We start from the raw sequence: 20,693 nt of genomic DNA on the forward strand, positions 1-20,693 counted from the left end.
GGTTCCTCCTTGACGGTGGGTCACCTCTTCGGTGAAGAGGGACCTTACATAAGAATGTGCTGACAAATAAAGAGGTTCGACCGGACCTCTGAACGGACGGCGGATGACCTGCTGGTTACAGCGATGTGAAAGTCGTGTGCGGCCGTTTCATCCTTATGTCTTGACATAGTGCGGGGGCGGGTCGAAGCTGTCGGGCATCAGGTCGCCGGGCGGTGCTCGTCGGCCTCGGACCACGCCAATCGACCCCGGTTCTCGCCGGGACACCGCGGGAGGTCAACCCATGCCCAGCTCTGCTCTCGGCGTCACCACCCGCCCCGGTGGCCGGTGTCGGCGCGTCGCCGTATCCCTCGTGCTCGCAGGGGCGATCGGCGCCGCAGCGGCCTGCGCGCCGTCCACGGGACCCACGGGCACCGCAGCCGAAACCGGCTCCGCGTCCGGTGCCAAGCCGCAGATCGACTCCGACTTCGACCTGGACGCACTCATCGCCGAGGCGAAGAAGGAGGGCAGCGTCACGGTCTACGACAGCACCGGCGACATCACCAAGACCGCTGCCGCCTTCACCGCCAAGTACGGCATCAAGGCCACAGGCGTCAAGAGCAAGGTCGGCGACACCCTGGAGAAGATGACCAGGGAGAACCAGGCCGGCAACGTCACCATCGATGCCACCTTCTACGAGGACGGGCCCTCGCTCGTCGGCCAGTTGCTGGCGCAGAAGGTCGTCCGCACCTGGATTCCCGGCACGCTCGCCAAGGACATACCCGCCGCCCGGCAGAACCCGTTGCAGGTGCTCTCCAAGGGCAACATGTGGATCTACAACCCCAAGCTCTTCCCCGAGGGCTGCCCCGTGAAGAACATCTGGGACCTGGCCGACCCCGCCTGGAAGGGCAAGGTCGCCATGCAGGACCCCCTCGGCAAGCCCAACATCGTCGAGTTCTTCAACCAGCTGAAGGCCGGGGGAGACGCGCCGCTGCGGCAGGCGTACGAGGCCAAGTACGGGAAGGAACTGCCCGCGGGTGACTCGGCGGCCGAGGCATGGATCAAGGGGCTGGCCAAGAACAGCCCGATCCTGACCTCCTCGGACGACGACGCCGCGGCTGCCGTCGCCTCGCCGAACCAGACCAAGGACCGGGTCGCGCTGGTGTCCAACGCGAAGTTCCGCGATGTGAAGGAAAAGAACTACAGCATGCGGGTCTGCACCGGAATGCAGCCGTGGTCCGGTTACCAGTACCCGAAGTACGCGGCCGTCGCCACGAAGAGCAAGCACCCCGCCGCGGCCAAACTCTTCGTCTACTTCATGCTCACGCAGGACGGCGTGGACACCCAGCTGGCCACCGGCGGCGTCCCGGGCAACCCCACCCTGAAGCAGGGTGACTTCCTGCCCGACGGGCTGACCGACTGGAACAAGCAGCTCTTCGTCTTCGACCCGGCCAACCTCAAGAGCGACTTCGACAACCTGCAGCCGACGCAGGACCTCTGGCGCCTCAACCACGGCTGACCGATCGCCGGCGCGTCCGCCCGGACCCCGCCGGCCCGCACACGGACACGGACACGTTACGGAGAACCGCGTATGGCCGCCGCCACCCGTTCACCCGACACCGCCCCACCCGAAGCCGACGGACCGGCGGGAACCCGGCTCAGCCGACTGCGCTACCGGCTGAGCGTGCTACGGCACGAACCGACGCACCTGCTGGGCGTCCTGCTCGTCGTCGCCCTCCTCTATCTGGTCCTGGCACCGCTCATCGCAGTCCTCTCCGACTCCGCACAGGTGCAGTACGGGGACGAGGGCCAGGCGCGTCAGGCTCCCGGCAGCCTCAGCAGCTACTACTTCTGGCGGGTCTTCCGTTCACCGGTCGCCAGGGTGCTCTTCTGGGAGCCGCTGCTGCACACCGTCGTGGTGGCGCTCGGGGTCACGGTCGTGGCCGTGGTCCTCGGCGGCTCCATGGCCTGGCTGCTGACCCGCACGGACGTGAAGGGCCGCAAGTGGCTGTCCACCGCCCTGGTCGTGCCGTACATGCTGCCGTCCTGGACCTTCGCGCTCGCCTGGCTGGCGCTGTTCAAGAACGACTCCTCCGGCGGGCAGATCGGCATCCTGGAGTCCTGGGGCGTGCACACGCCCGACTGGCTGGCGTACGGCCAGGTTCCCATCATCCTCTGCCTGGGGCTGCACTACTACCCCTTCGTCCTCCTGCTGTTCGGCAACGCGCTGCGCCGCATCGACAGCCAGCTCGAGGACTCCGCCCGCATCCTGGGCGCCGGCCGCCGCACGGTCGCCGCCCGGATCACCCTCCCGCTGATGCTCCCCTCGCTGTCGTCCTCGGTCCTCCTGGTCTTCGGCCGCATCCTCGGCACCTTCGGCACCCCCTACATCCTGGGCCTGCCTGTCGACTACAGCCTGCTGTCCACCTCGCTGTTCCGGGCCGTCAACAGCCACCAGCGCGGCGTCACCGCCGTGCTGACCGCGGTCATCGTGGTGATCGGGGTCCTGGTGATCCTCGTCGACACCCGGCTCGCCAGGGAACAGAAACGATTCATTACGGTGGGCGGCAAGGGCGCCATGGACCGCATCTCGGCCCTCGGGCGCTGGCGCCTGCCCGCACTCGGTGCCGCGCTGGCCGTGTTCCTGGCCGGCGTCGTGATTCCGGTGGCCACCCTCGCCCTGTCCACCGTCACCAAAACGCCCGGCGTCTTCCGCGCCGACAACTTCACCCTCAAGTTCTGGATCGGCTCCCACCTGTCCGGCGCCCCCGGCTTCCCGCACGGCGTGCTGCGCGGCAGCGAGCTCTACGAAGCCGCGTGGAACAGCCTGCGCATCGTCGGCCTCGCCGCACTCATCTGCGGTGTCGTCGGACTGCTCGTCGGGTACGTCGTGGTCCGCGCGGGCACCAGCAGAACCGGCTCGCTCCTGAGGCAGATCAGCTTCCTGCCGTACATGGTGCCGGGCATCGCCTTCGCGGCGGCCTTCCTCTCCCTGTTCGCCGTACGACGGGGGCCGGTTCCCGCGCTGTACGGCTCGGTCAGCCTGCTCGTGCTCGTCCTGGCCGTCACCCATCTTCCGTACGCCTCGCGGTCCGGCATCAGCGCCATGACGCAGCTCGGCCGGGAACCCGAGGAAGCCGCGCAGATATCCGGGGCCGGCTGGTTCACCCGGCTGCGCAAGATCATCATTCCGATTCAGCGCGGTGCCCTGACCACCGGCGTCATCCTGCCGTTCATCTCGGGTCTCAAGGAACTCAGCATCGTCATCATGCTCACCACCACCGGAACCCAGTTGCTGACGACGCTGTCGATCAACCTCGTCGACTACGCCTACGACCAGATGGCCAACGCGGTGGTGCTCGTCATCGCACTGGTCTCCTTCCTCGCCACCTACCTCACCCAACGCCTGACCAAGACCAACCTGTCGTCCGGACTCGGAGGCTGAAGACGTCATGCCGACCATCACGCTCTCGTCGGTGCGCAAGAGCTACGGCTCCGGACCGCCCGCGGTCGACAACCTCGACCTGGAGATCCCGGACGGTTCGTTCACCTGTCTGCTGGGGCCCTCCGGGTGCGGGAAGACCACCACCCTGCGCATGATCTCCGGCCTCGAACCGCTCAACGCCGGCACCATCACCGTCGGCGGCCGCATCATGGACTCCACCGTCGACGGCGTCTTCGTCCCGCCGGAGAAGCGCGGCATGGGCCTCGTGTTCCAGAACTACGCGCTCTGGCCGCACCTCACCGTCGCGAAGAACGTCGAGTTCGGCCTGAGGGTCCGCAAGGTCAAGCCCGCGGAGCGAGCCGAACGCGCCGCCGCCGCGCTCAGGATGATGCAGATCGAGTGGGCCGCCGACCGCTATCCCGCCCAGCTCTCCGGCGGCCAGCAGCAGCGCGTCTCCCTGGCCCGCATGCTCGCCGTCAACCCGAACGTGCTGCTGCTGGACGAACCGTTGTCCAATCTCGACGCGCAACTGCGTCTGGACATGCGAGCGGAACTCAAGCGCATCCACGAGGAGACCGGCCACACCATCGTCTTCGTCACGCACGACCAGCTGGAGGCCATGACCATGGCCACCCACGTCGTGGTGATGAACAAGGGGCTCGTGCAGCAGATGGCCCCACCGATGGAGGTCTACACCCGGCCGGCCAACACCTTCGTGGCCCGTTTCGTCGGCAGTCCCCCGATGAACCTCTTCGAGACCGGCACCGACGCGTTCACCGAGGCCGTCCGCGACCAGGTTGTGGCGGAACGCCCCGCCCTCACGGACAGACTGACCACCATCGGCGCCCGCCCCGAGAACCTGCGGCTCCTCGACGACGGCGAACAGCCACCCGCAGGCACCCACGTCTTCGAAGCCACCGTCAAGACCGCGCTGCCCACCGGCTCCAGCTGGACCGTGCTGGTGAACGCCGGGGACACCGAGCTGTACCTCGTCTCATACACCGATGTACGCGCCACCCCCGGAACAGTCGTGCGCTGCGCGGTCCGCACGAGCGACCTGCACCTGTTCGACGCGTCGGGGGACAGGCTGCCCGACGAAGCGGACGACGCCGCCGCCCTCACCAAGGAGAACACCACCACATGGGCCAGCTGACCCGCCCCTCCGCCCTGCTGCTCGACTTCGGCGGGGTGGTCGTGGCAACGACCAACCGGCCCACCTGGGCACACGAACTCGCCACCGAACTGCACACGGCACTGAGCGCGGCGGGCTGCCGCGAACTGAGCGTCGAGCACATCGAGGCGGACCTCAAGGCGGGCTCCGCGGCCGACTCGCACTGGAAGAACGCGATGAGCCGTCCGGCGGCACCCCGGGAAATGACCCACCGGCGGTTCTGGAGCGAGTTCGTCGCCGCGGACTGGCCGGACGCGGCGCACGCCTGGGTGACCGCGCACGCCGACCCGCTGTGCCACCGCCTCGGCGAACTCAAACAGGACCGCACCACCCGCCCGGGCATCGACGAACTCCTCGACGCCTGCGACGACCTCGGCGTCGCCGTCGCCATCGTCTCCAACGCTCTCGCCGGATCCGTACACCGCGCCTACATGACCCAGCACGGTCTCGACAAACGGGTGGCGGTGCAGGTGTACAGCGACGAGGTCGCCGTCCGCAAACCCAACCCCGAGATGATCCGCATCGCCGCGCGGGCCCTGGGCACCGACCCCGCCGGCTGCTGGTACGTCGGCGACAACTACGACCGCGACGTCCTCTGCGGCAGGCGGGCCGGCGCCGGCGCCACCGTCCTGATGGAAGCACGCGGCACCTACGACCGCCCCTACGTCGTCCAGGCGGAACCCGACGCCGTCGTCGGAGACCCGGACGAACTGCGCGGACTGCTCCTCGGGGCGACCGCCCCGCAGGCCCGATGACAGCCACCGCCCCGGCAGCCCCCGGAGCCGTCCGGGACCCCGTGCCGGACGCGCGCCGCGCATCCTTCCCGACCACCCGAACCACCCGATGGGAGACCCCGTGACGACGCCCCGCCCCCCGCGGGCGCTGCTGCTCGACCATGGCGGTGTGCTGATGCGGTCCGTCAAGCACCCCGAGGGCATCGACGCCTTCGCCGCCCGCGTGCACGCGCTGACCGGTCCCGCCCCAGGCCTCGACCGCGCCGGAGTTCTGGCCTCCATCACCGCGGGCAGGACCGCGTACCGGGCCTGGAAGAACGGCCTCGTACGCACCCCCGCGCCCCGCGAGATCGGGCACCGCGAACTCTGGGAGGACTTCATAGCCGCGGACTGGCCCCCCGCGGCACGCGCTCTGGTCGGCGCGGAGGCGACCTGGCTGTGCCGCGAACTGGTCCTCGCGGAGAGCGACAAGACGGTCGCCCCCGGCATGCTCGACACGCTCCGCCTCGCCCGCCGGCACGGAGTCCGCACGGGCATCGTCTCCAACACCCTCGTCGGCGCGCTCAACCGCGATCTCGCCCACCGCTTCGGCACCCACCCCCTGCTCGACGTGCAGGTCTACTCCGACGAGACGGGGCGCCGCAAGCCCGACCCCGAGATGATCCGCCTGGCCGCCCGCGCCCTGTCGGTCGACCCCGCCGACTGCTGGTACGTCGGCGACAACTACGACCGCGACGTGGTGTGCGGCAAGCGCGCCGGAGTCGGCACGACGATCCTCATGCGCCCCGCCGACCGCCGCGATCCGCGGGCCAGTCCCCGGCCCGACGTCGAGGTCGCCGACGGAACGGAACTGCTGGACCTGCTGCGTACCGCACTGGGACGCCACGACACCGGACGAGCCGCCGGAGAGGAGGCCGCGGCATGAACGAACTGGACGACCTCTCCACACGGCTGCGCGAAGTGGCCACCGAGGCGGCGACGGCGGTGGCTCCCGACCTGGTGGCGGCGTTCCGGGACACGATGGACGTCGACTTCAAACGCGACGAGCACGATCCCGTCACCGTGCACGACAGGCGCGCCGAGGAGCGCATCCGGGAACTGCTGCTCGAACGGATACCCGACAGCACGGTCGTGGGCGAGGAAGGCGGCCGTCAGGACGGCAGCGGCCGCATCGCCTGGTACGTCGACCCCATCGACGGAACCGCCAACTTCGCGCGGGGGCTCGCCTTCTTCTGCACCTCCGTCGGGGTCACGGTCGACGGTGAACCCGTGGCGGGCGCGATCGTCGACCCGGTCGCCGGACACGTCTTCACCGCCGATGCCACCGGCGCCTACCTCGGCGGCGAGCCGTTGCGCCCAGGGGGAGTGCGCGACGAGTCCCGGGGGCTGCTCATCACAGGCTTCCCCACCACCCGGGAGCTGGCGTGGAACGACCCGCAGACGCTGCCCAGATTCGGTGAACTCGTCACTCGCTACGGAACCGTACGCCGCACCGGAAGTGCCGCGCTCACCCTCGCGCACGTCGCGGCGGGCTGGTGCGACGCGGCCCTGGGCACAGCCGTGAACGCCTGGGACATCTGCGCCGCTCACGTCCTGGTGCGCCGCTCGGGCGGGGTGTACCGCGCCTTCGCCGGCCGTGACGGCTGGGACCAGCCCGGCTATCTCGCGCACGGGGCGAACCTCGAACCGCACGCGGCAAGCGAGTTCGTCGACTGGTACCTGAGCCGCCTGCCCGCGAGGAGCACCTCATGACGCCGCCCGCACCACCCCTGCGCCACTCGTGGATCGTCACCGACCTGGACGGCACGCTGGTCGACCGCGACCTGCGGATCGTCCCCCGCAGCGCCCGGGCACTGCGCCGCTACCAGGACATGGGCGGCACCGTGGTCATCGCCACCGGCCGCAACGAGGTCTCCGCGGGCCGCTACCACCGCGAACTCGGCCTGCGCACCCCGCTGATCGTCTACAACGGCGCACGGGTCGTCGACCCACTGACCGGAGAACGGCTGCTCGATCTGGACCTCGGAGCCTCGTGGGAGGCCCTGCGCGACGACCTCGTCCCCGGGCTTCCCGAAGGCGTGGGAGCGGTGGCCTTCACCGGCGAGGACGCCCACGTCCTGCGCGAGGCGCCGTCGCTGGCGGCCTACGCGGGACGCGACCGGATCGAACTGCGGGAGGACCCCGTCCGGCGGGCGCCGACGAAGGTGATGCTGATCGCCGACCGCCCCGGCCTCGGCCCGCTGGCGCGGCTGGCGGCCAGGCACTGCCCGGACGCCCGGCTCCTCCAGTCGGAGGACACCTATCTGGAGATCCTGCCGGGTGCCGCGGGAAAGGAAGTGGCGGTGCGCCGCCTGGCCGACCGTGCGGGCATCCCGATGAAGCGCGTCGCCGCCATCGGCGACAACCCCAACGACACCGCCATGGTGCGGGCGGCCGGTCTGGGCGCGGCGGTCGGCGACGGACACAAGGAGGTCCGCGCCGCCGCGGACGTGGTCGTGGGCCCGTGCGGGCTCGGCGCGGTCGCCGACCTCGTCGAACTCGTCATCGACGGGTCCGGGCCGTGATCGTCACGGTCCTCGGCTCCTCGGGGTCGGTGCCCGGGCCGGGCAACCCCTGCTCCGGCTACCTGGTCGAGCACGACGGTCACCGGCTGCTGCTCGACCTCGGAACGGGGGCGTTCGGCACTCTGCTGACGTACGCCCGGCCGGATCAGATCGACACCGTGGTCGTCAGCCACCGGCACGGCGACCACTCGGCGGACCTGGCGGCACTGGCGTACGCGCAGGAGAAGCTGGCGCCCCGCGCCGAACCGACCCGGGTGATCGCCCCGGCCGGCACGCGGGCGAGAGCGGGCCGCACCTCGCCCCTGGCCTTCGAGGACGCCCGTCCGGGCGAGTCGGGGTGCGGCCCCTTCCGGCTGCTGCTGGCGCCGGTCCGGCACTCGGTGGAGACGTACGCCGTGCGCGTCGAGGCCGGGGGAGCGGCGCTGACCTACACCGGTGACTCGGGACCGTGCCGCGGGCTCGTGGACCTCGCCCGCGGCAGCGGGCTGCTGCTGGCGGAGGCGGCCCTGGGCCCCGGTGACGCGGGCGACGCGGCACCCGGCGGCTGGGACGGCGAGAACACGGGCCCGCCCCCGCACCATCTCACCGCCCGGCAGACCGGGGAGCTGGCGGCCGCCGCCGGCGTCGGTCTGCTCGCGGTGACCCATCTGCGTCCGTGGGACGACGCCGGACGCTCGCTCGCCGCGGCGGCGGCCCGGTTCGGCGGCCCCGTGCTGCTGGCCCGGCCGGGACTGCGGCTGGCTCCCGGCCGCACCGTACCTGCGGCGAACCCGAAGGAGGAGAAGTGAGACGGGACGAGAGGCTGTCGGGCGCGATCCGCATCGTCCGCGAGGCGGCCGCGATGATCAGGACGTCCGCCCGCCCCCTGCGGGTGAGGCTGAAGGCGTCGGTGGCGGACATCCAGACGAAGACCGACCGCCAGGTGGAACACCTGATCCGCCGCAGACTCGCCACCCACTTCCCCGGTGAGGCCATCGTCGGAGAGGAGGGCGACGGCGCGGTGCCCTTCGACCGGGAGCGGCCGACGTGGTTCGTGGACCCGGTCGACGGGACGACCAACTATTTCCGCGGCATCCCCCTGGTCGCCTGCAACCTGGCGTTCTGGAACGGCCGGAGCCTGGAGACCGCGGTCGTCGCCGACGTGGCGCACCGGCGCCTGTACGTGGCCTCGGCAGGGCGCGGGGCGTGGTGCGGGCGGCGCAGACTGCGTGCCGGAGGCGAACGGCTGCTGGAACGCGCGGTGCTCTCGACCGGCTTCCCCAGCGACCGAAGGGCCGGCACCGACAACAATCTGGCGGAGTTCGCGGACCTCGTGCTCCGGGTGCGTGACGTCCGGCGGTTCGGCGTCGCCGGTCTGGACATGAGCTACGTGTCGTCCGGCCTGCTCGACGCCTACTGGGAACGCGGCGACGGTCCGTGGGACTGGGCGGCCGGTGCGCTGCTGGTGCGGGAGGCCGGGGGAGCGGCGACCACCTGGGACGGCCGCGGCTGGCAGCCCGGTGACGACACCATGGTGGCGAGCAACGGTCTGGTGCACGACGCCGTGCTGGCCCGCCTGGCGGCGGTGCGCTCGGCGGGCGGGGCGATGGCGCGGTGAACCACGACGGGACGTCACTCGCCCATCTGGCGGTGGCCTTCGCGCTGTGCGCCGTCATCGGCATGGAGCGCGAGTACCGGCAGAAGTCGGCCGGTCTGCGCACCCACGTACTGGTCGGCCTCGGATCGGCGCTCTTCATGCTCGTGTCGAAGTACGGCTTCGCCGACATGCTCGGGCTGCCCGGCGTGGGACTGGACCCCTCGCGCGTGGCCGCGCAGATCGTGTCCGGCATCGGCTTCATCGGCGGCGGACTGATCTTCGTACGCAGGGACGCGGTCCGTGGTCTGACGACGGCGGCCAGCGTGTGGCTGGCGGCGTCCGTCGGCGCGGCGGCGGGCTCGGGGCTGCTGGTGCTGGCGACCGCGGTCACCGGGGCCTACCTCCTGGTGGCGTTCGCGTTTCCCGCACTCGCACGGCAGTTGCCCCGCTCGCCAACGGACTCGGTGCTTCTGCACGTCAGTTACCTGGATGGACGGGGGCTTCTGCGCGACATCGTCCGGGAGTGCACGGGGGCGGGCTTCCACGTGGCCGGCCTGCGGACTGCGGGCTGCCCGCCGGTGGACTCCGGGCCCTCCCAGGTGGGCGTGCTGCTCGAGTTGTCCGGCAACGGGGTCCACGACGAGTTGGTTCCCCGGCTGTCCGATCGCGAGGGAATCACCGAGGTGACGCTGTTGCAGGATGAGGTCGACTGAGGGACTTCGCGCGTAACGTCGTGACGACAGCCGGGTGTCCGCCGGGCTGGAACAAATCCTCAGTCAGTATGTCAGGACAATAGGTTGACAGGTCGCTGCTCGACGGAGCAAGCTCGATCACGAGAGCCGGACAGGTGTCCGGCACACCCACCACGAACAGAGAAGAGGCACGGCATGCCGATCAGGCCGGTCCACGCCGTACACGTCACCGAGGGAGGCAGGCCGTGACCGCACCTCTCACCCAGCGCATCGCCGGAGCTCCCATCTCCTGGGGCGTCTGTGAGGTCCCGGGCTGGGGGCACCAGCTCGGCACCGACCTGGTCCTGCGACAGATGCGCGAAGCCGGACTCGCGGCCACCGAATTCGGGCCGGAAGGCTTCCTGCCCGACGACCCGGCGGCGAAGGCGGCCACGCTCGCCTCGCACGGCCTGCGCGCCGTAGGCCAGTTCGTGCCGGTCGTCCTCCACGAGCCGGACCACGACCCGCTCCCCGAGATCGAGGCGGCGCTGACCGGGCTGCTGGCAGCCGACGCCCGCACCGTCGTCGTCGCGGCGGCGACCGGAGCCCACGGCTACGACGCACGGCCCGCGCTCGACGCGGAGGGGTGGTCCGTCCTCCTCGCCAACCTCGACCGGATCTCCGCCGCGGCGACCGCCGCCGGTGTCCTCGCCACCCTGCACCCCCACGTGGGGACGATGATCGAATCGGGGCAGGAGACACAGCGGGTACTCGACGGGTCGGGCATCGGCCTGTGCCTGGACACCGGCCACCTGCTCATCGGCGGCGGCGACCCCCTCGCTCTGGCCGCCCGCCAGCCCGGACGCATCGCGCACGTACACCTCAAGGACGTGCGCCTCGACCTGGCCGACCGGGTGAAGGCCGGCCGCACGACGTACACCGAGGCCGTCGCCGACGGCATGTACGTTCCCCTGGGCGCCGGCGATGTCGACATCGCGGGCATCGTCCGGCTGCTGGAGGCGGACGGATACGCCGGATGGTACGTGCTCGAACAGGACACCATCCTGCACGCCGCACCCGGTGAGGACGGCGGCGCCCGCCCCCTCGACGACGTCCTCGCCTCGGTCGCCCACCTTCACTCCCTCGCCGCCGGCACCACGGCGGGCTGACCATGGCCCACGAGCTCCTGGCCATCGGACGGACCGGCGTCGACATCTACCCCCTCGACCACGGCGTCGGCCTCGAAGAGGTGCGCACGTTCGAGAAGTTCCTCGGTGGCAGCGCCACCAACGTCGCCGTCGCCGCGGCCCGCCTCGGTCGCGACGCCGCCCTGATCACCCGCGTCGGCCGTGACCCCTTCGGCCGCTACGTCCAGCAGGAGGCCGCCCGCCTCGGCGTGGACACCACCTACATCACCCCGCTCACGGCGCCGGACGGACCGCCCACGCCGGTCACCTTCTGCGAGGTCTTCCCCCCTGACGACTTCCCGCTCCACTTCTACCGGTACGGCGCCGCACCCGACCTCATGATCGACCCCGGCACGCTGCCCCTGACGGACATCCGCGAAGCGGCGGTCTTCTGGGCGACCGTCACCGGCCTGTCCGCGGAGCCCAGCCGCGCAGCCCACTTCGCCGCCTGGCAGGCCCGCGGCCGAAGGACCCGCACGGTCCTGGACCTCGACTACCGCCCCATGTTCTGGACCGGGCCCGAGGAGGCCGGCCACCAGGCCGGCCTCGCCCTCGAACACGTCACCGTGGCCGTCGGCAACCGCGAGGAGTGCGCAGTCGCGGTCGGGGAGACCGATCCCCGGCGGGCAGCGGACGCCCTGCTCGAACGCGGTCTGGAACTCGCCGTCGTCAAGATGGGGCCGGCCGGTGTCCTGGCCGCGACCCCGGACGAAGAGGTGCGCGTCGCGCCCTTCCCGGTCGAGGTCGTCAACGGTCTCGGCGCCGGCGACGCGTTCGGGGGCGCGCTCGTCCACGGTCTGCTCAGCGGCTGGGACCTGCCCCGCGTCGTCGAGTTCGCCAATGCCGCGGGCGCCATCGTCGCCTCCCGCCTCGCCTGCTCCACCGCCATGCCGACCCCGGACGAGGTAGAGGCCGTCCTCGCGTCCCGGTCGCAGGCCCCCGCCGAAGGGAACGCCTGATGGATGCCGCACACCTGACCGAGATCCGGGCCCGCGAGCCGGGCCGCATCGCACGGTCCTGGCAGAAGCGCTCCCGCCGACCGCTGACCGGCGAGGACGGCCGCCTGCTCATCGTCGCCGCCGACCATCCCGCCCGCGGTGCCCTCGGCGCGCGCGGCGACGAGGCGGCCATGGCGAGCCGCAGCATGCTGCTCGACCGCCTGGCGACCGCGCTCTCCCGCCCCGGAGTGGACGGCGTGCTGGGCACCCCCGACCTCCTCGACGACCTGCTGCTGATGGGCGCGCTGGAGGACCGGGTCGCCATCGGGTCGATGAACCGCGGCGGACTCCAGGGCGCGTCCTTCGAGTTCGACGACCGGTTCACCGCCTACACCGCCGAGGCGATCGCCGCGCAAGGGCTCGAGGGCGGCAAGACGCTCACCCGGATCTGCCTCGACGACGCCGGTACCGCGGCCACCCTCCAAGCCACCGCCAACGCCGTCACCGGCCTGGCCGCGCACGGTCTCATGGCCATGATCGAGCCCTTCCTGACCATCCGCGAAGAAGGCCGCGCACGCAACCTCCTCGACCCCGACAGCGTCATGAAGTCGATCCACATCGCGAGCGCACTCGGGGCGACCAGTGCCTACACCTGGCTGAAGCTGCCGGTGGTCGACGAACTCGAACGCGTCCTGGATGCCACGACCCTGCCCACCCTGCTGCTCGGTGGGGACCCGCAGGGCGACCCGCACGACACCTACGCGTCCTGGGCCAAAGCGATGTCGCTCCCGGCCACCAGAGGACTCGTCGTCGGGCGCGCACTGCTCTACCCGCCCGACGGCGACGTCGCCGCCGCCGTCGACATCGCGGCCGGAATCGTCCACGGGAGCGGCGCATGAGCGACAACAGCAGATGGGTGCGGCCCCTGGGCACATCCACCGACGCGGCATGGCCCACCGCTGTCACCGCCGACGGCCGGGACTGGCGGCACACCAGCCTCCGGGTGACGACCCTCGCCCCGGGCGAGAGCCGGGTGGTGGACGCGGGGGACTGGGAGCACATCGTCGTGCCGCTGTCGGGCAGCGCGGAGATCACCGCGGTCACCTCCGACGCGCAGGTGCACGAGGCACAACTCGCGGGACGCTCCGACGTGTTCGCCGGTCCCACCGACACCGCCTACATCCCCGCGGGGTCGCGCATCACGCTCCGGGCCCCGGCCGGACCGGTCCGGCTCGCCCTCACGGGCGCGCGAGTGACGGGCGACCTCCGCCGGGGCGTCCCGGGCGGCCACTCCTTCCGGCACCTGAGCGCCGCCGAGGTACCGGTCGAACGGCGCGGCGCCGGCAACGCCTCCCGCCAGGTCCGCAACTTCGGCACGCCCGAGGTGCTCGGCGCGGACGCCCTCATCGCCTGCGAGGTCGTGACACCGGCCGGCAACTGGAGTTCGTGGCCGCCGCACAAGCACGACACCGCGCGCCCCGGGGAGGAGAGCGCCCTCGAAGAGATCTACTACTTCGAGACCGCGCCCGTGGACGCCCGCTGCACCGACCCCGTCGGCTACCAGCGCGTGTACACCTCCGACGCCGGACGGCCCATCGACGTCCTGGCCGAAGTGCGCACCGGCGACGTCGTCCTGGTGCCCTACGGATGGCACGGACCGGCGATCGCCGCGCCCGACGCCCACCTGTACTACCTCAACGTCATGGCCGGTCCCGGCCCCGAGCGCGCCTGGCTCATCTGCGACGACCCCGCGCACGCCGGGGTCCGCGAGACATGGCCGGACCTGCCCTTCGACGCACGGGCGGCGCACTGCCGCCCCGCCGGACCCGCCCGCCCCACACCTCGAACCCCAGGAGGCGCCGAGTGAACACCGCACAGCCCGCGACCGTGCGGCTCACCGTGTCACAGGCGACCGTCAGGTTCCTCGCCGCCCAATGGTCCCAGCGCGACGGTCGGCGCAGGCCCCTCTTCGCCGGTGTCCTCGGCATCTTCGGCCACGGCAACGTCGCGGGCATCGGCCAGGCGCTTCTCGAACACGAACAGGAAGCCGACGGCCGCCCCGACCTCCCGTACATCCTGGCCCGCAACGAACAGGCCATGGTGCACACCGCCGTCGCCCACGCCCGGCAGAAGGACCGCTTGCAGACCTGGGCCTGTACCGCGTCGATCGGACCCGGTTCCACCAACATGCTCACGGGGGCGGCCCTGGCCACCATCAACCGCCTTCCCGTGTTGCTGCTGCCCGCCGACACGTTCGCCACCCGAGCCAGCGCCCCGGTGCTCCAGGAGCTGGAACACCCCGGCGCGGCGGACATCTCCGTCAACGACGCCTTCCGGCCCCTGTCGCGGTTCTTCGACCGCGTCAGCCGCCCCGAGCAGCTTCCCGCGGCTCTCCTGGGGGCCATGCGGGTGCTCACCGATCCCGTCGAGACGGGCGCGGTGACGATCGCGCTCCCGCAGGACGTCCAGGCCGAGGCGTACGACTGGCCCGCCGAACTGTTCCACACCCGCACCTGGCACGTGGCCCGTCCACCGGCCGAACCCGCCCGCCTCGCGGCCGCCGCGGACCTCGTACGCCGGGCCCGGCGCCCGCTGATCGTGGCCGGGGGCGGCGTGCACCACTCCGAAGCGGAGGCGGCGCTGACCGCGCTGGCCGAGCGGACCGGCATCCCGGTCGGCGAGACCCAGGCGGGCAAGGGATCGCTGCTCCACGGCCACCCCCGGCTGATGGGCGGCATCGGCTCCACCGGCACGACCGCTGCGAACGCCCTCGCCCGGGACGCGGACGTCGTCATCGGGGTCGGGACGCGCTGGACCGACTTCACCACCGCCTCGCGGACCGCCTTCCAGAACGAAGGAGTCCGCTTCATCAACATCAACGTCGCCGGCTTCGACGCCGGCAAGCACGCCGGCCTGGCGGTCGTGGCCGACGCCCGCGAAGCACTGACCGCCCTCACCGAGGCGCTGGAGGGTCACCGCGTCGACCCCGCGTACGAGCGGCGGCAGAGCGAGGCCTGGCACAGCTGGAACGAGCGGGTCGAGGCCGCGTACAACCCGCCCCCCGAGGTGACCGGCCGGCTCCCCGACGGCGTGCTCACCCAGGCCACGGTGCTCGGCTGCGTCAATGAACTCAGCGACCCGCGCGACGTCGTCCTGTGCGCCGCCGGCTCCATGCCCGGCGACCTGCACAAGCTGTGGCGCGTCCGCGACCGCAAGGCGTACCACGTCGAGTACGGCTACTCCTGCATGGGCTACGAGATACCCGCCGCGCTCGGGGTCCGGCTGGCCGACGACTCCCGGGACGTCTTCGCCATGGTCGGCGACGGCGGCTACCTCATGATGCCGACCGAGCTCGCCACCGCCGTCCAGGAGCGCATCAAGATCGTCGTCGTGCTCGTCCAGAACAACGGCTTCCACTCGATCGGCTCCCTCTCCGAAGCGCTCGGCTCCCAGCGCTTCGGCACCCGGTACCGCTACCGCTCCGCCGACGGGCGCCTGGACGGCCCGAACCTGCCCACCGACCTCGCCGCCAACGCCCGCAGCCTCGGTGCCCACGTCGTCGAGGTGCGTTCCCGCGACGAACTGGAGGCGGCCATCGCCCGGGCCAGGGCGTGGCCGGCCGACGCCGGCCCCTTCGTCATCCACGTCGAGACCGACCCGCACGTCTTCGCGCCCGACAGCGACAGCTGGTGGGACGTCCCCGTCAGCGCGGTCTCCCGGCTCGGTTCGACGCAGGCGGCCCACGCGTCCTACACCGGCCACAAGAAGGCCCAGCGGCCCCTGCTCGCCCCCGCGGCCGAGCGGGAGCGGGACGGCGCGCCCGCCCCGCGCCCGGGCCACCAGTCCTGACCCCATCGCAGAAGGAGCTCGTCGTGAGCCTGCCGCGCATCACCCACTTCATCGACGGCCGGACCTGGGACGGACCGGCCGGACGCACCGCGCCGGTCCACAATCCCGCCACCGGGGAGCGGACCGCCACCGTCGATCTCGCCTCGGCCGAACTGGTGCGGGCCGCCGTCACCTCCGCCGAAGCGGCCTGGCGGGACTGGCGCGAACAGTCCCTCGCCAAGCGGGCCCGCGTGCTCTTCGCCTTCCGGGAACTGCTCAACGCGCAGAAGCGGGACATCGCCTCCCTGATCACCGCCGAGCACGGCAAGGTGCTGTCGGACGCCCTCGGGGAGGTCACCCGAGGCCTTGAGGTCGCCGAGTTCGCCTGCGGCATCCCGCATCTCCTCAAGGGGGACTACTCCGAGAACGCCTCGACCCGGCTGGACGTCCACTCCGTCCGGCAGAGCCTCGGCGTCGTCGCGGTCATCTCCCCGTTCAACTTCCCCGCCATGGTGCCCATGTGGTTCGTCCCCATCGCGCTGGCCTGCGGGAACGCGGTGGTGCTCAAGCCCAGCGAGAAGGACCCGAGCGCCGCCCTCGCCCTGGCGGCCCTGTGGAAGGAGGCCGGCCTGCCCGACGGCCTGCTCCAGGTCGTCAACGGCGACAAGGAGGCCGTCGACGCGCTCCTCCACGACGACGCCGTCAGGGCCGTGTCCTTCGTCGGCTCGACACCCGTCGCGAGGTACGTCTACGAGCAGGCGACCGCCCGCGGCAAGCGGGTCCAGGCCCTGGGCGGCGCGAAGAACCACATGCTGGTACTGCCGGACGCCGACCTCGACCTCGCCGCGGACGCCGCCGTCAACGCGGGCTTCGGCTCGGCGGGTGAGCGGTGCATGGCGATCTCCGTACTCGTCGTCGTCGAACCGGTCGCCGACGCGCTCGTGGGGCGGATCGTCGAACGGATGCGCCGCCTGCGTACCGGCGACGGAACCCGCGGCTGCGACATGGGTCCGCTCGTCACCCGGGAACACCGGGACAGGGTCGCCTCCTATCTCGACGCCGGTGTCAAGGCAGGCGCCACGCTGCTCATGGACGGCCGGGAAGGCGCGGTCGACGCCGACGGGGACGGCTTCTTCCTCGCCCCGACACTCTTCGACCACGTCGGCACCGACATGCCCGTCTACACCGACGAGATCTTCGGCCCGGTCCTCTGCGTGGTCCGCGTGCCCTCCTACGACGACGGTCTGGCCCTGATCAACGCCAACCCGTACGGCAACGGCACGGCGATCTACACCAACGACGGCGGTGCCGCCCGGCGGTTCCAGAGCGAGGTGGAGGTCGGCATGGTCGGCGTCAACGTGCCGATCCCCGTGCCCGTCTCGTACTTCTCCTTCGGAGGGTGGAAGAACAGCCTCTTCGGGGACACCCACGCACACGGCACCGAGGGGGTGCACTTCTTCACCCGCGGAAAGGTGGTCACCTCCCGATGGGCCGACCCGAGCCACGGTGGTCTCGATCTCGGTTTCCCCCGGACCGGCTGAGCGCTACCCGGCCCGGACGACGCGGGCGACCAGGGCGTGCCCCAGCGGGTGAAGGCGCTGCTCCGACCGGCGGTCACACCCCCGCAGGGTGGCCGTGCGCGCGGGTCAGGCCGATGACAGCTGCTCTGCGATCTCCTTGACCCACGCGGCGCTCCTGGCGGGGTCGTCGAGGGAGTCCGCCCACTCGTCCGGGGTCAGGCCGTGGTGGGCGGGACCCGCTTTGAGCGCGATGAGGAGGGCTCTGGCCGATTCCCGCAGGGCGGACGACGTCTCGCCGCTTCCGTCGATCCCCGGGCCCGCCGCCAGTCCGTAGATCTTGCGCGCCATGGCCTGGCGTTCACCGTTCTCGACCTTCTTCCAGAACTTCAGGGCCTCCTTGAGCGCATCGGGGCGTGAGGCCGGTTCGGCGTGGGTTCCGTCCGCCGCCCAGCGTTCCGGGTGGCGGGCCCCGTCGTAGCGCTTCATGCCCGCGCGGCCCGCCTTGTACGCGGTGACACCGAGGATGAGGCCGGCGGCCCCGGCGGCCAGGCCCCAGCCGACGGGATTGCTCGCCAGCCCGGCTCCTCCCGCGGTGGCGGCGACCGCCGTCACGATGCCTCCGGCCGCCTTGGCGGACTCGCCCACAGCGGTGAACGCCTGCTTGCCCATCTTGTTGCGCTGCTTGCCCAAGGCGTACGAGTGCACGGTGTTCATGGTGTTCGCGTCTTCGGCACGGCGTACGTCGGCGGCCGCGTCACGGGCCGCGCCCGTCGCCGCCCAGGCGGCATCGATGGCCTCGGAGACGCGCGCCATCCGGTCCTCGCCCTCGTGGTCCCAGTGGCCGTCCAGAGCGGCGTACGCGTCGTCCGCGGCCTGTTCGGCCGCCTGCCGGGCCCGGTCGAGCCGGGCCATGGCACCCTCGTCGGTGCGGTCGTGCCTCTCAAGCCCTTTCAGAGCGTGGTACTTGCGAGCGGTCAGTCCGACACGCGTCGCCGCGCGCGCCCCCTTCACCGCTCCGACCACGCCGGAGCCGATACCGCCGGCCTCGGACAGCGCCGCGGCGTTCGCCGCCATCTGTGCCTTCGTCAGTTCCTTGGCGATGCCGAGCACGTAGTTCCCCGCTCCGGCGGCACCGATGACCGCGTCGGCCGTCTTGGAGTTGGCCTTCTTGTCCGCCGTGTGGAAGGCGGCCCCCTCCTTGTGCTTGGTGGCGTCCCTCCTGGCTTTGACCGCCTCCATGCCACTGAGCGCGGCGCCGGCGGCCTCCGTGACCAGGTTCTCGGACGCCGCGGCGGCGCCCGACGCGCCGGTGGAGTGCTTGAGACCCTCGCTCGCCGTCACGGATGCCTGCTGGGAGAAGCCCGCGTTGGCGGGCACATGGACGCCCTTGACGAACGTGTCGATGAGTTCGAGGTTCTTCTTGACCTTGTCGAGGACCGCGGCGATCCGGTCGCGGTAGCTCTTGGGGGCGGGCGGCGGACCGGCGTTCTCCGGTTCCCCGGACCGAGCGGCTTCGTCCGCGCGCTGCACCAGCGCGACTGCGGCCCGATTGCCCAGGCGGGCCTGGATCGCCAGGAGCGGGCGGTTCGGCGGGACGAGGGACGGACCCCCGGCCCGGCCCCGCTCCGGTTGCTGCGGGGCTCGGGGCAGGACCGCCTGCCGAGCCGGGGTGCGGTGGACCGGGGTGCTCATGACGTACCTCTCCTGTGCCGGGCCGGGCGACTGGAAAGTAGCCAGGCCCGGCCAACAGCAGGGGTACGGCGGGAAGATCTTTGACCGACACCGGTCGGCGCGTTCCGTACGAGGCGTCGGATGACGGCGTCGCGCCGCGTCAGGGCGTCGGCGAGGCACCGGTGAGCGCCGTCCAACCGCGGAGCGTCCCCTGATGGGATCCCTCCGCCGTACTGGCCGCCACCGCCGCGGCGTCCTCGGGGGAGCGCGGCGCTCCCGCCCGGGTGAGCAGGACGAGCGGCCACGCGGGCCCGGTGCCGACCGGTTCCCCGTCGAAGGGTGTCCAGTCCCAGGGCCCGTCGAACCGCCACGCCCGGCCGTCGGCATCGGCGACCTCATCGCCGAGTCGGAGGGACGCGTACGGGCGCAGCAGGAGCTCGAAGGCGAAGGGGATCCCGTCGCCGGGGTGGAGGGTGTATCCCGAGCCGTCGAGATGGCTTCCGTCGGGGAACTCGCGATAGGACACACCTCGGGGCAGTACGGTCACGGACCGGGTGGGGTGTGGCAGCCAGGCCGTCTCCAGCGGGGGATCGTGGTGCGCGACGGCCGTCACGTGCACGACGGTGGGGGGAACGCCGACCCGGCAGACGTCCCCCGCCTTCAGCCGCTCGGGCTGGGGCTCCGTCCGGAAGAGTTCGGCCGCGACGTCGGGCGAGACGTTCCCTCCGGTGTCCACGCCGAGGGCGACGACCCCGGTCCAGCGCGCGAACTCGTTGTCCGTGTCGATCTCCCACCACGGCCATCGCACCGAGACCTCGTTCCACCTGAGGCCCCGCTCGACGCGGGTGACGGTGAAGGGACAGGCGACCGACAGCACGTCCCCGACCCTGAAGTCGTCGTCATCGGTCATGTGGGCGGCCGTGCCTAGAGGCCCCGGCATATTTCGCGAGCACGGTTCAGATCCTTCTTCACCCTCGCGTCGAACTCGAAGACCTGGGCGTGGCGGTCCTGGGAGCGGCGGATGGTCCGTGCGAGCTCCTTGTACGTCGCGTCGCCCGCTGCCGCCGACGCGGAGAGCGCCCCGGCGGCCGCGTAGCGGTTGACGGCCACCTCACCGGCAGTTCCCTCCTCCGTGTACTTCGCCGGGTCGAACCCCTTGAGTGCCGCGCAGGCGGCACGGGCGTCCGCCGCCGGCGTCCCTGCTGCATCGATGGCGTCGGAGCGCAGCGCCCATGCGGCGCCCGTCCCCGCGATGCCGAGAACGAGCCCCGCGACGAGGCAGAGCACCATGTGCCTGGTGCGGGACGGGTGCCGGGAGGACGAGTCCGGTGCGAGCGCGGGCGGTTGCTGTGGATGCATCAGGCCAAAGTAGCGCGACCGGCCAGGACGGCCGAACCGGCTTCGGGACAGCC

19 protein-coding genes are annotated in these 20,693 nt (G+C 71.8%); 16 read left to right on the forward strand and 3 right to left on the reverse strand.

What is annotated here, in order from left to right:
- Nucleotides 1–280 precede the first annotated feature (280 nt).
- The 16 genes from AB0L33_RS04385 (at nucleotide 281) to AB0L33_RS04460 (ending at nucleotide 17,631) form a co-directional block, all read left to right on the forward strand.
- Complete coding sequence (locus tag AB0L33_RS04385; protein ID WP_365677619.1) at nucleotides 281–1,495, forward strand: ABC transporter substrate-binding protein; 1,215 nt, start codon at nucleotides 281–283, stop codon at nucleotides 1,493–1,495.
- A 72-nt stretch (nucleotides 1,496–1,567) separates the two neighbouring features.
- Nucleotides 1,568–3,421, forward strand: a complete 1,854-nt coding sequence (locus AB0L33_RS04390; protein ID WP_365677620.1) for an iron ABC transporter permease — start codon at nucleotides 1,568–1,570, stop codon at nucleotides 3,419–3,421.
- Nucleotides 3,422–3,428: 7 nt separating this feature from the next.
- Nucleotides 3,429–4,574 (forward strand): ABC transporter ATP-binding protein, encoded by a 1,146-nt coding sequence (locus AB0L33_RS04395; protein ID WP_365677621.1) that lies wholly within the window; start codon nucleotides 3,429–3,431, stop codon nucleotides 4,572–4,574.
- Complete coding sequence (locus AB0L33_RS04400; protein WP_365677622.1) at nucleotides 4,562–5,347, forward strand: HAD-IA family hydrolase; 786 nt, start codon at nucleotides 4,562–4,564, stop codon at nucleotides 5,345–5,347. Before AB0L33_RS04395 ends, AB0L33_RS04400 begins: the two co-directional genes overlap by 13 nt.
- Nucleotides 5,348–5,447: 100 nt before the next feature.
- Nucleotides 5,448–6,251 (forward strand): HAD family hydrolase, encoded by an 804-nt coding sequence (locus AB0L33_RS04405; protein WP_365677623.1) that lies wholly within the window; start codon nucleotides 5,448–5,450, stop codon nucleotides 6,249–6,251.
- Nucleotides 6,248–7,078 (forward strand): inositol monophosphatase family protein, encoded by an 831-nt coding sequence (locus AB0L33_RS04410; protein ID WP_365677624.1) that lies wholly within the window; start codon nucleotides 6,248–6,250, stop codon nucleotides 7,076–7,078. Before AB0L33_RS04405 ends, AB0L33_RS04410 begins: the two co-directional genes overlap by 4 nt.
- The gene (locus tag AB0L33_RS04415; RefSeq protein WP_365677625.1) at nucleotides 7,075–7,890 is read left to right on the forward strand and encodes an HAD hydrolase family protein; all 816 of its coding nucleotides are present in this window, start codon (nucleotides 7,075–7,077) and stop codon (nucleotides 7,888–7,890) included. The genes AB0L33_RS04410 and AB0L33_RS04415 overlap by 4 nt, the downstream gene beginning before the upstream one ends.
- Nucleotides 7,887–8,678: an MBL fold metallo-hydrolase gene (locus AB0L33_RS04420; protein ID WP_365677626.1), complete on the forward strand. Its 792-nt coding sequence runs from the start codon at nucleotides 7,887–7,889 to the stop codon at nucleotides 8,676–8,678. The genes AB0L33_RS04415 and AB0L33_RS04420 overlap by 4 nt, the downstream gene beginning before the upstream one ends.
- The gene (locus tag AB0L33_RS04425) at nucleotides 8,675–9,487 is read left to right on the forward strand and encodes an inositol monophosphatase family protein (RefSeq protein ID WP_365677627.1); all 813 of its coding nucleotides are present in this window, start codon (nucleotides 8,675–8,677) and stop codon (nucleotides 9,485–9,487) included. The genes AB0L33_RS04420 and AB0L33_RS04425 overlap by 4 nt, the downstream gene beginning before the upstream one ends.
- Nucleotides 9,484–10,179: an MgtC/SapB family protein gene (locus AB0L33_RS04430; protein ID WP_365677628.1), complete on the forward strand. Its 696-nt coding sequence runs from the start codon at nucleotides 9,484–9,486 to the stop codon at nucleotides 10,177–10,179. The genes AB0L33_RS04425 and AB0L33_RS04430 overlap by 4 nt, the downstream gene beginning before the upstream one ends.
- 224 nt (nucleotides 10,180–10,403) lie before the next feature.
- The gene (locus tag AB0L33_RS04435) at nucleotides 10,404–11,306 is read left to right on the forward strand and encodes a TIM barrel protein (RefSeq protein ID WP_365677629.1); all 903 of its coding nucleotides are present in this window, start codon (nucleotides 10,404–10,406) and stop codon (nucleotides 11,304–11,306) included.
- Nucleotides 11,307–11,308: 2 nt separating this feature from the next.
- Nucleotides 11,309–12,283 (forward strand): 5-dehydro-2-deoxygluconokinase, encoded by a 975-nt coding sequence (gene iolC / locus AB0L33_RS04440; RefSeq protein ID WP_365677630.1) that lies wholly within the window; start codon nucleotides 11,309–11,311, stop codon nucleotides 12,281–12,283.
- Entirely contained in the window at nucleotides 12,283–13,161 is an 879-nt protein-coding gene (locus AB0L33_RS04445) for a deoxyribose-phosphate aldolase (protein ID WP_365677631.1), read from the forward strand. The genes iolC and AB0L33_RS04445 overlap by 1 nt, the downstream gene beginning before the upstream one ends.
- Nucleotides 13,158–14,129: a 5-deoxy-glucuronate isomerase gene (gene iolB / locus AB0L33_RS04450; protein ID WP_365677632.1), complete on the forward strand. Its 972-nt coding sequence runs from the start codon at nucleotides 13,158–13,160 to the stop codon at nucleotides 14,127–14,129. Before AB0L33_RS04445 ends, iolB begins: the two co-directional genes overlap by 4 nt.
- Nucleotides 14,126–16,111, forward strand: a complete 1,986-nt coding sequence (gene iolD, locus AB0L33_RS04455) for a 3D-(3,5/4)-trihydroxycyclohexane-1,2-dione acylhydrolase (decyclizing) (RefSeq protein ID WP_365677633.1) — start codon at nucleotides 14,126–14,128, stop codon at nucleotides 16,109–16,111. Before iolB ends, iolD begins: the two co-directional genes overlap by 4 nt.
- 23 nt (nucleotides 16,112–16,134) lie before the next feature.
- Nucleotides 16,135–17,631, forward strand: a complete 1,497-nt coding sequence (locus AB0L33_RS04460) for a CoA-acylating methylmalonate-semialdehyde dehydrogenase (RefSeq protein WP_365677634.1) — start codon at nucleotides 16,135–16,137, stop codon at nucleotides 17,629–17,631.
- 105 nt (nucleotides 17,632–17,736) lie between these two features.
- On the opposite strand, the gene AB0L33_RS04465 is transcribed toward AB0L33_RS04460, so the two are convergent.
- The 3 genes from AB0L33_RS04465 to AB0L33_RS04475 all read right to left on the reverse strand — a co-directional run bounded on the left by AB0L33_RS04465 (nucleotide 17,737) and on the right by AB0L33_RS04475 (nucleotide 20,640).
- Nucleotides 17,737–19,302: a hypothetical protein gene (locus tag AB0L33_RS04465; protein ID WP_365677635.1), complete on the reverse strand. Its 1,566-nt coding sequence runs from the start codon at nucleotides 19,300–19,302 to the stop codon at nucleotides 17,737–17,739.
- 139 nt (nucleotides 19,303–19,441) lie between these two features.
- Nucleotides 19,442–20,191, reverse strand: a complete 750-nt coding sequence (locus tag AB0L33_RS04470) for a hypothetical protein (protein ID WP_365677636.1) — start codon at nucleotides 20,189–20,191, stop codon at nucleotides 19,442–19,444.
- A gap of 14 nt (nucleotides 20,192–20,205) precedes the next feature.
- Nucleotides 20,206–20,640 carry a hypothetical protein gene (locus AB0L33_RS04475; protein WP_365677637.1) on the reverse strand — a complete coding sequence of 145 codons (435 nt, stop codon included), beginning with the start codon at nucleotides 20,638–20,640 and terminating at the stop codon, nucleotides 20,206–20,208.
- Nucleotides 20,641–20,693 lie beyond the last annotated feature (53 nt).

This window comes from Streptomyces sp. NPDC052299, from assembly GCF_040679335.1.
Lineage (GTDB): Bacteria > Actinomycetota > Actinomycetes > Streptomycetales > Streptomycetaceae > Streptomyces.

Excerpts from the sequence above, each read along its gene's own strand:
- AB0L33_RS04475 (WP_365677637.1), bottom strand. The coding sequence starts at position 20,640 with ATGCATCCACAGCAACCGCCCGCGCTCGCACCGGACTCGTCCTCCCGG.
- AB0L33_RS04445 (WP_365677631.1), top strand. The coding sequence starts at position 12,283 with ATGGATGCCGCACACCTGACCGAGATCCGGGCCCGCGAGCCGGGCCGC.
- iolB (WP_365677632.1), top strand. The coding sequence starts at position 13,158 with ATGAGCGACAACAGCAGATGGGTGCGGCCCCTGGGCACATCCACCGAC.
- AB0L33_RS04385 (WP_365677619.1), top strand. The coding sequence starts at position 281 with ATGCCCAGCTCTGCTCTCGGCGTCACCACCCGCCCCGGTGGCCGGTGT.
- AB0L33_RS04390 (WP_365677620.1), top strand. The coding sequence starts at position 1,568 with ATGGCCGCCGCCACCCGTTCACCCGACACCGCCCCACCCGAAGCCGAC.
- iolC (WP_365677630.1), top strand. The coding sequence starts at position 11,309 with ATGGCCCACGAGCTCCTGGCCATCGGACGGACCGGCGTCGACATCTAC.
- AB0L33_RS04415 (WP_365677625.1), top strand. The coding sequence starts at position 7,075 with ATGACGCCGCCCGCACCACCCCTGCGCCACTCGTGGATCGTCACCGAC.
- AB0L33_RS04470 (WP_365677636.1), bottom strand. The coding sequence starts at position 20,191 with ATGACCGATGACGACGACTTCAGGGTCGGGGACGTGCTGTCGGTCGCC.
- AB0L33_RS04410 (WP_365677624.1), top strand. The coding sequence starts at position 6,248 with ATGAACGAACTGGACGACCTCTCCACACGGCTGCGCGAAGTGGCCACC.
- AB0L33_RS04400 (WP_365677622.1), top strand. The coding sequence starts at position 4,562 with ATGGGCCAGCTGACCCGCCCCTCCGCCCTGCTGCTCGACTTCGGCGGG.
- AB0L33_RS04395 (WP_365677621.1), top strand. The coding sequence starts at position 3,429 with ATGCCGACCATCACGCTCTCGTCGGTGCGCAAGAGCTACGGCTCCGGA.
- AB0L33_RS04465 (WP_365677635.1), bottom strand. The coding sequence starts at position 19,302 with ATGAGCACCCCGGTCCACCGCACCCCGGCTCGGCAGGCGGTCCTGCCC.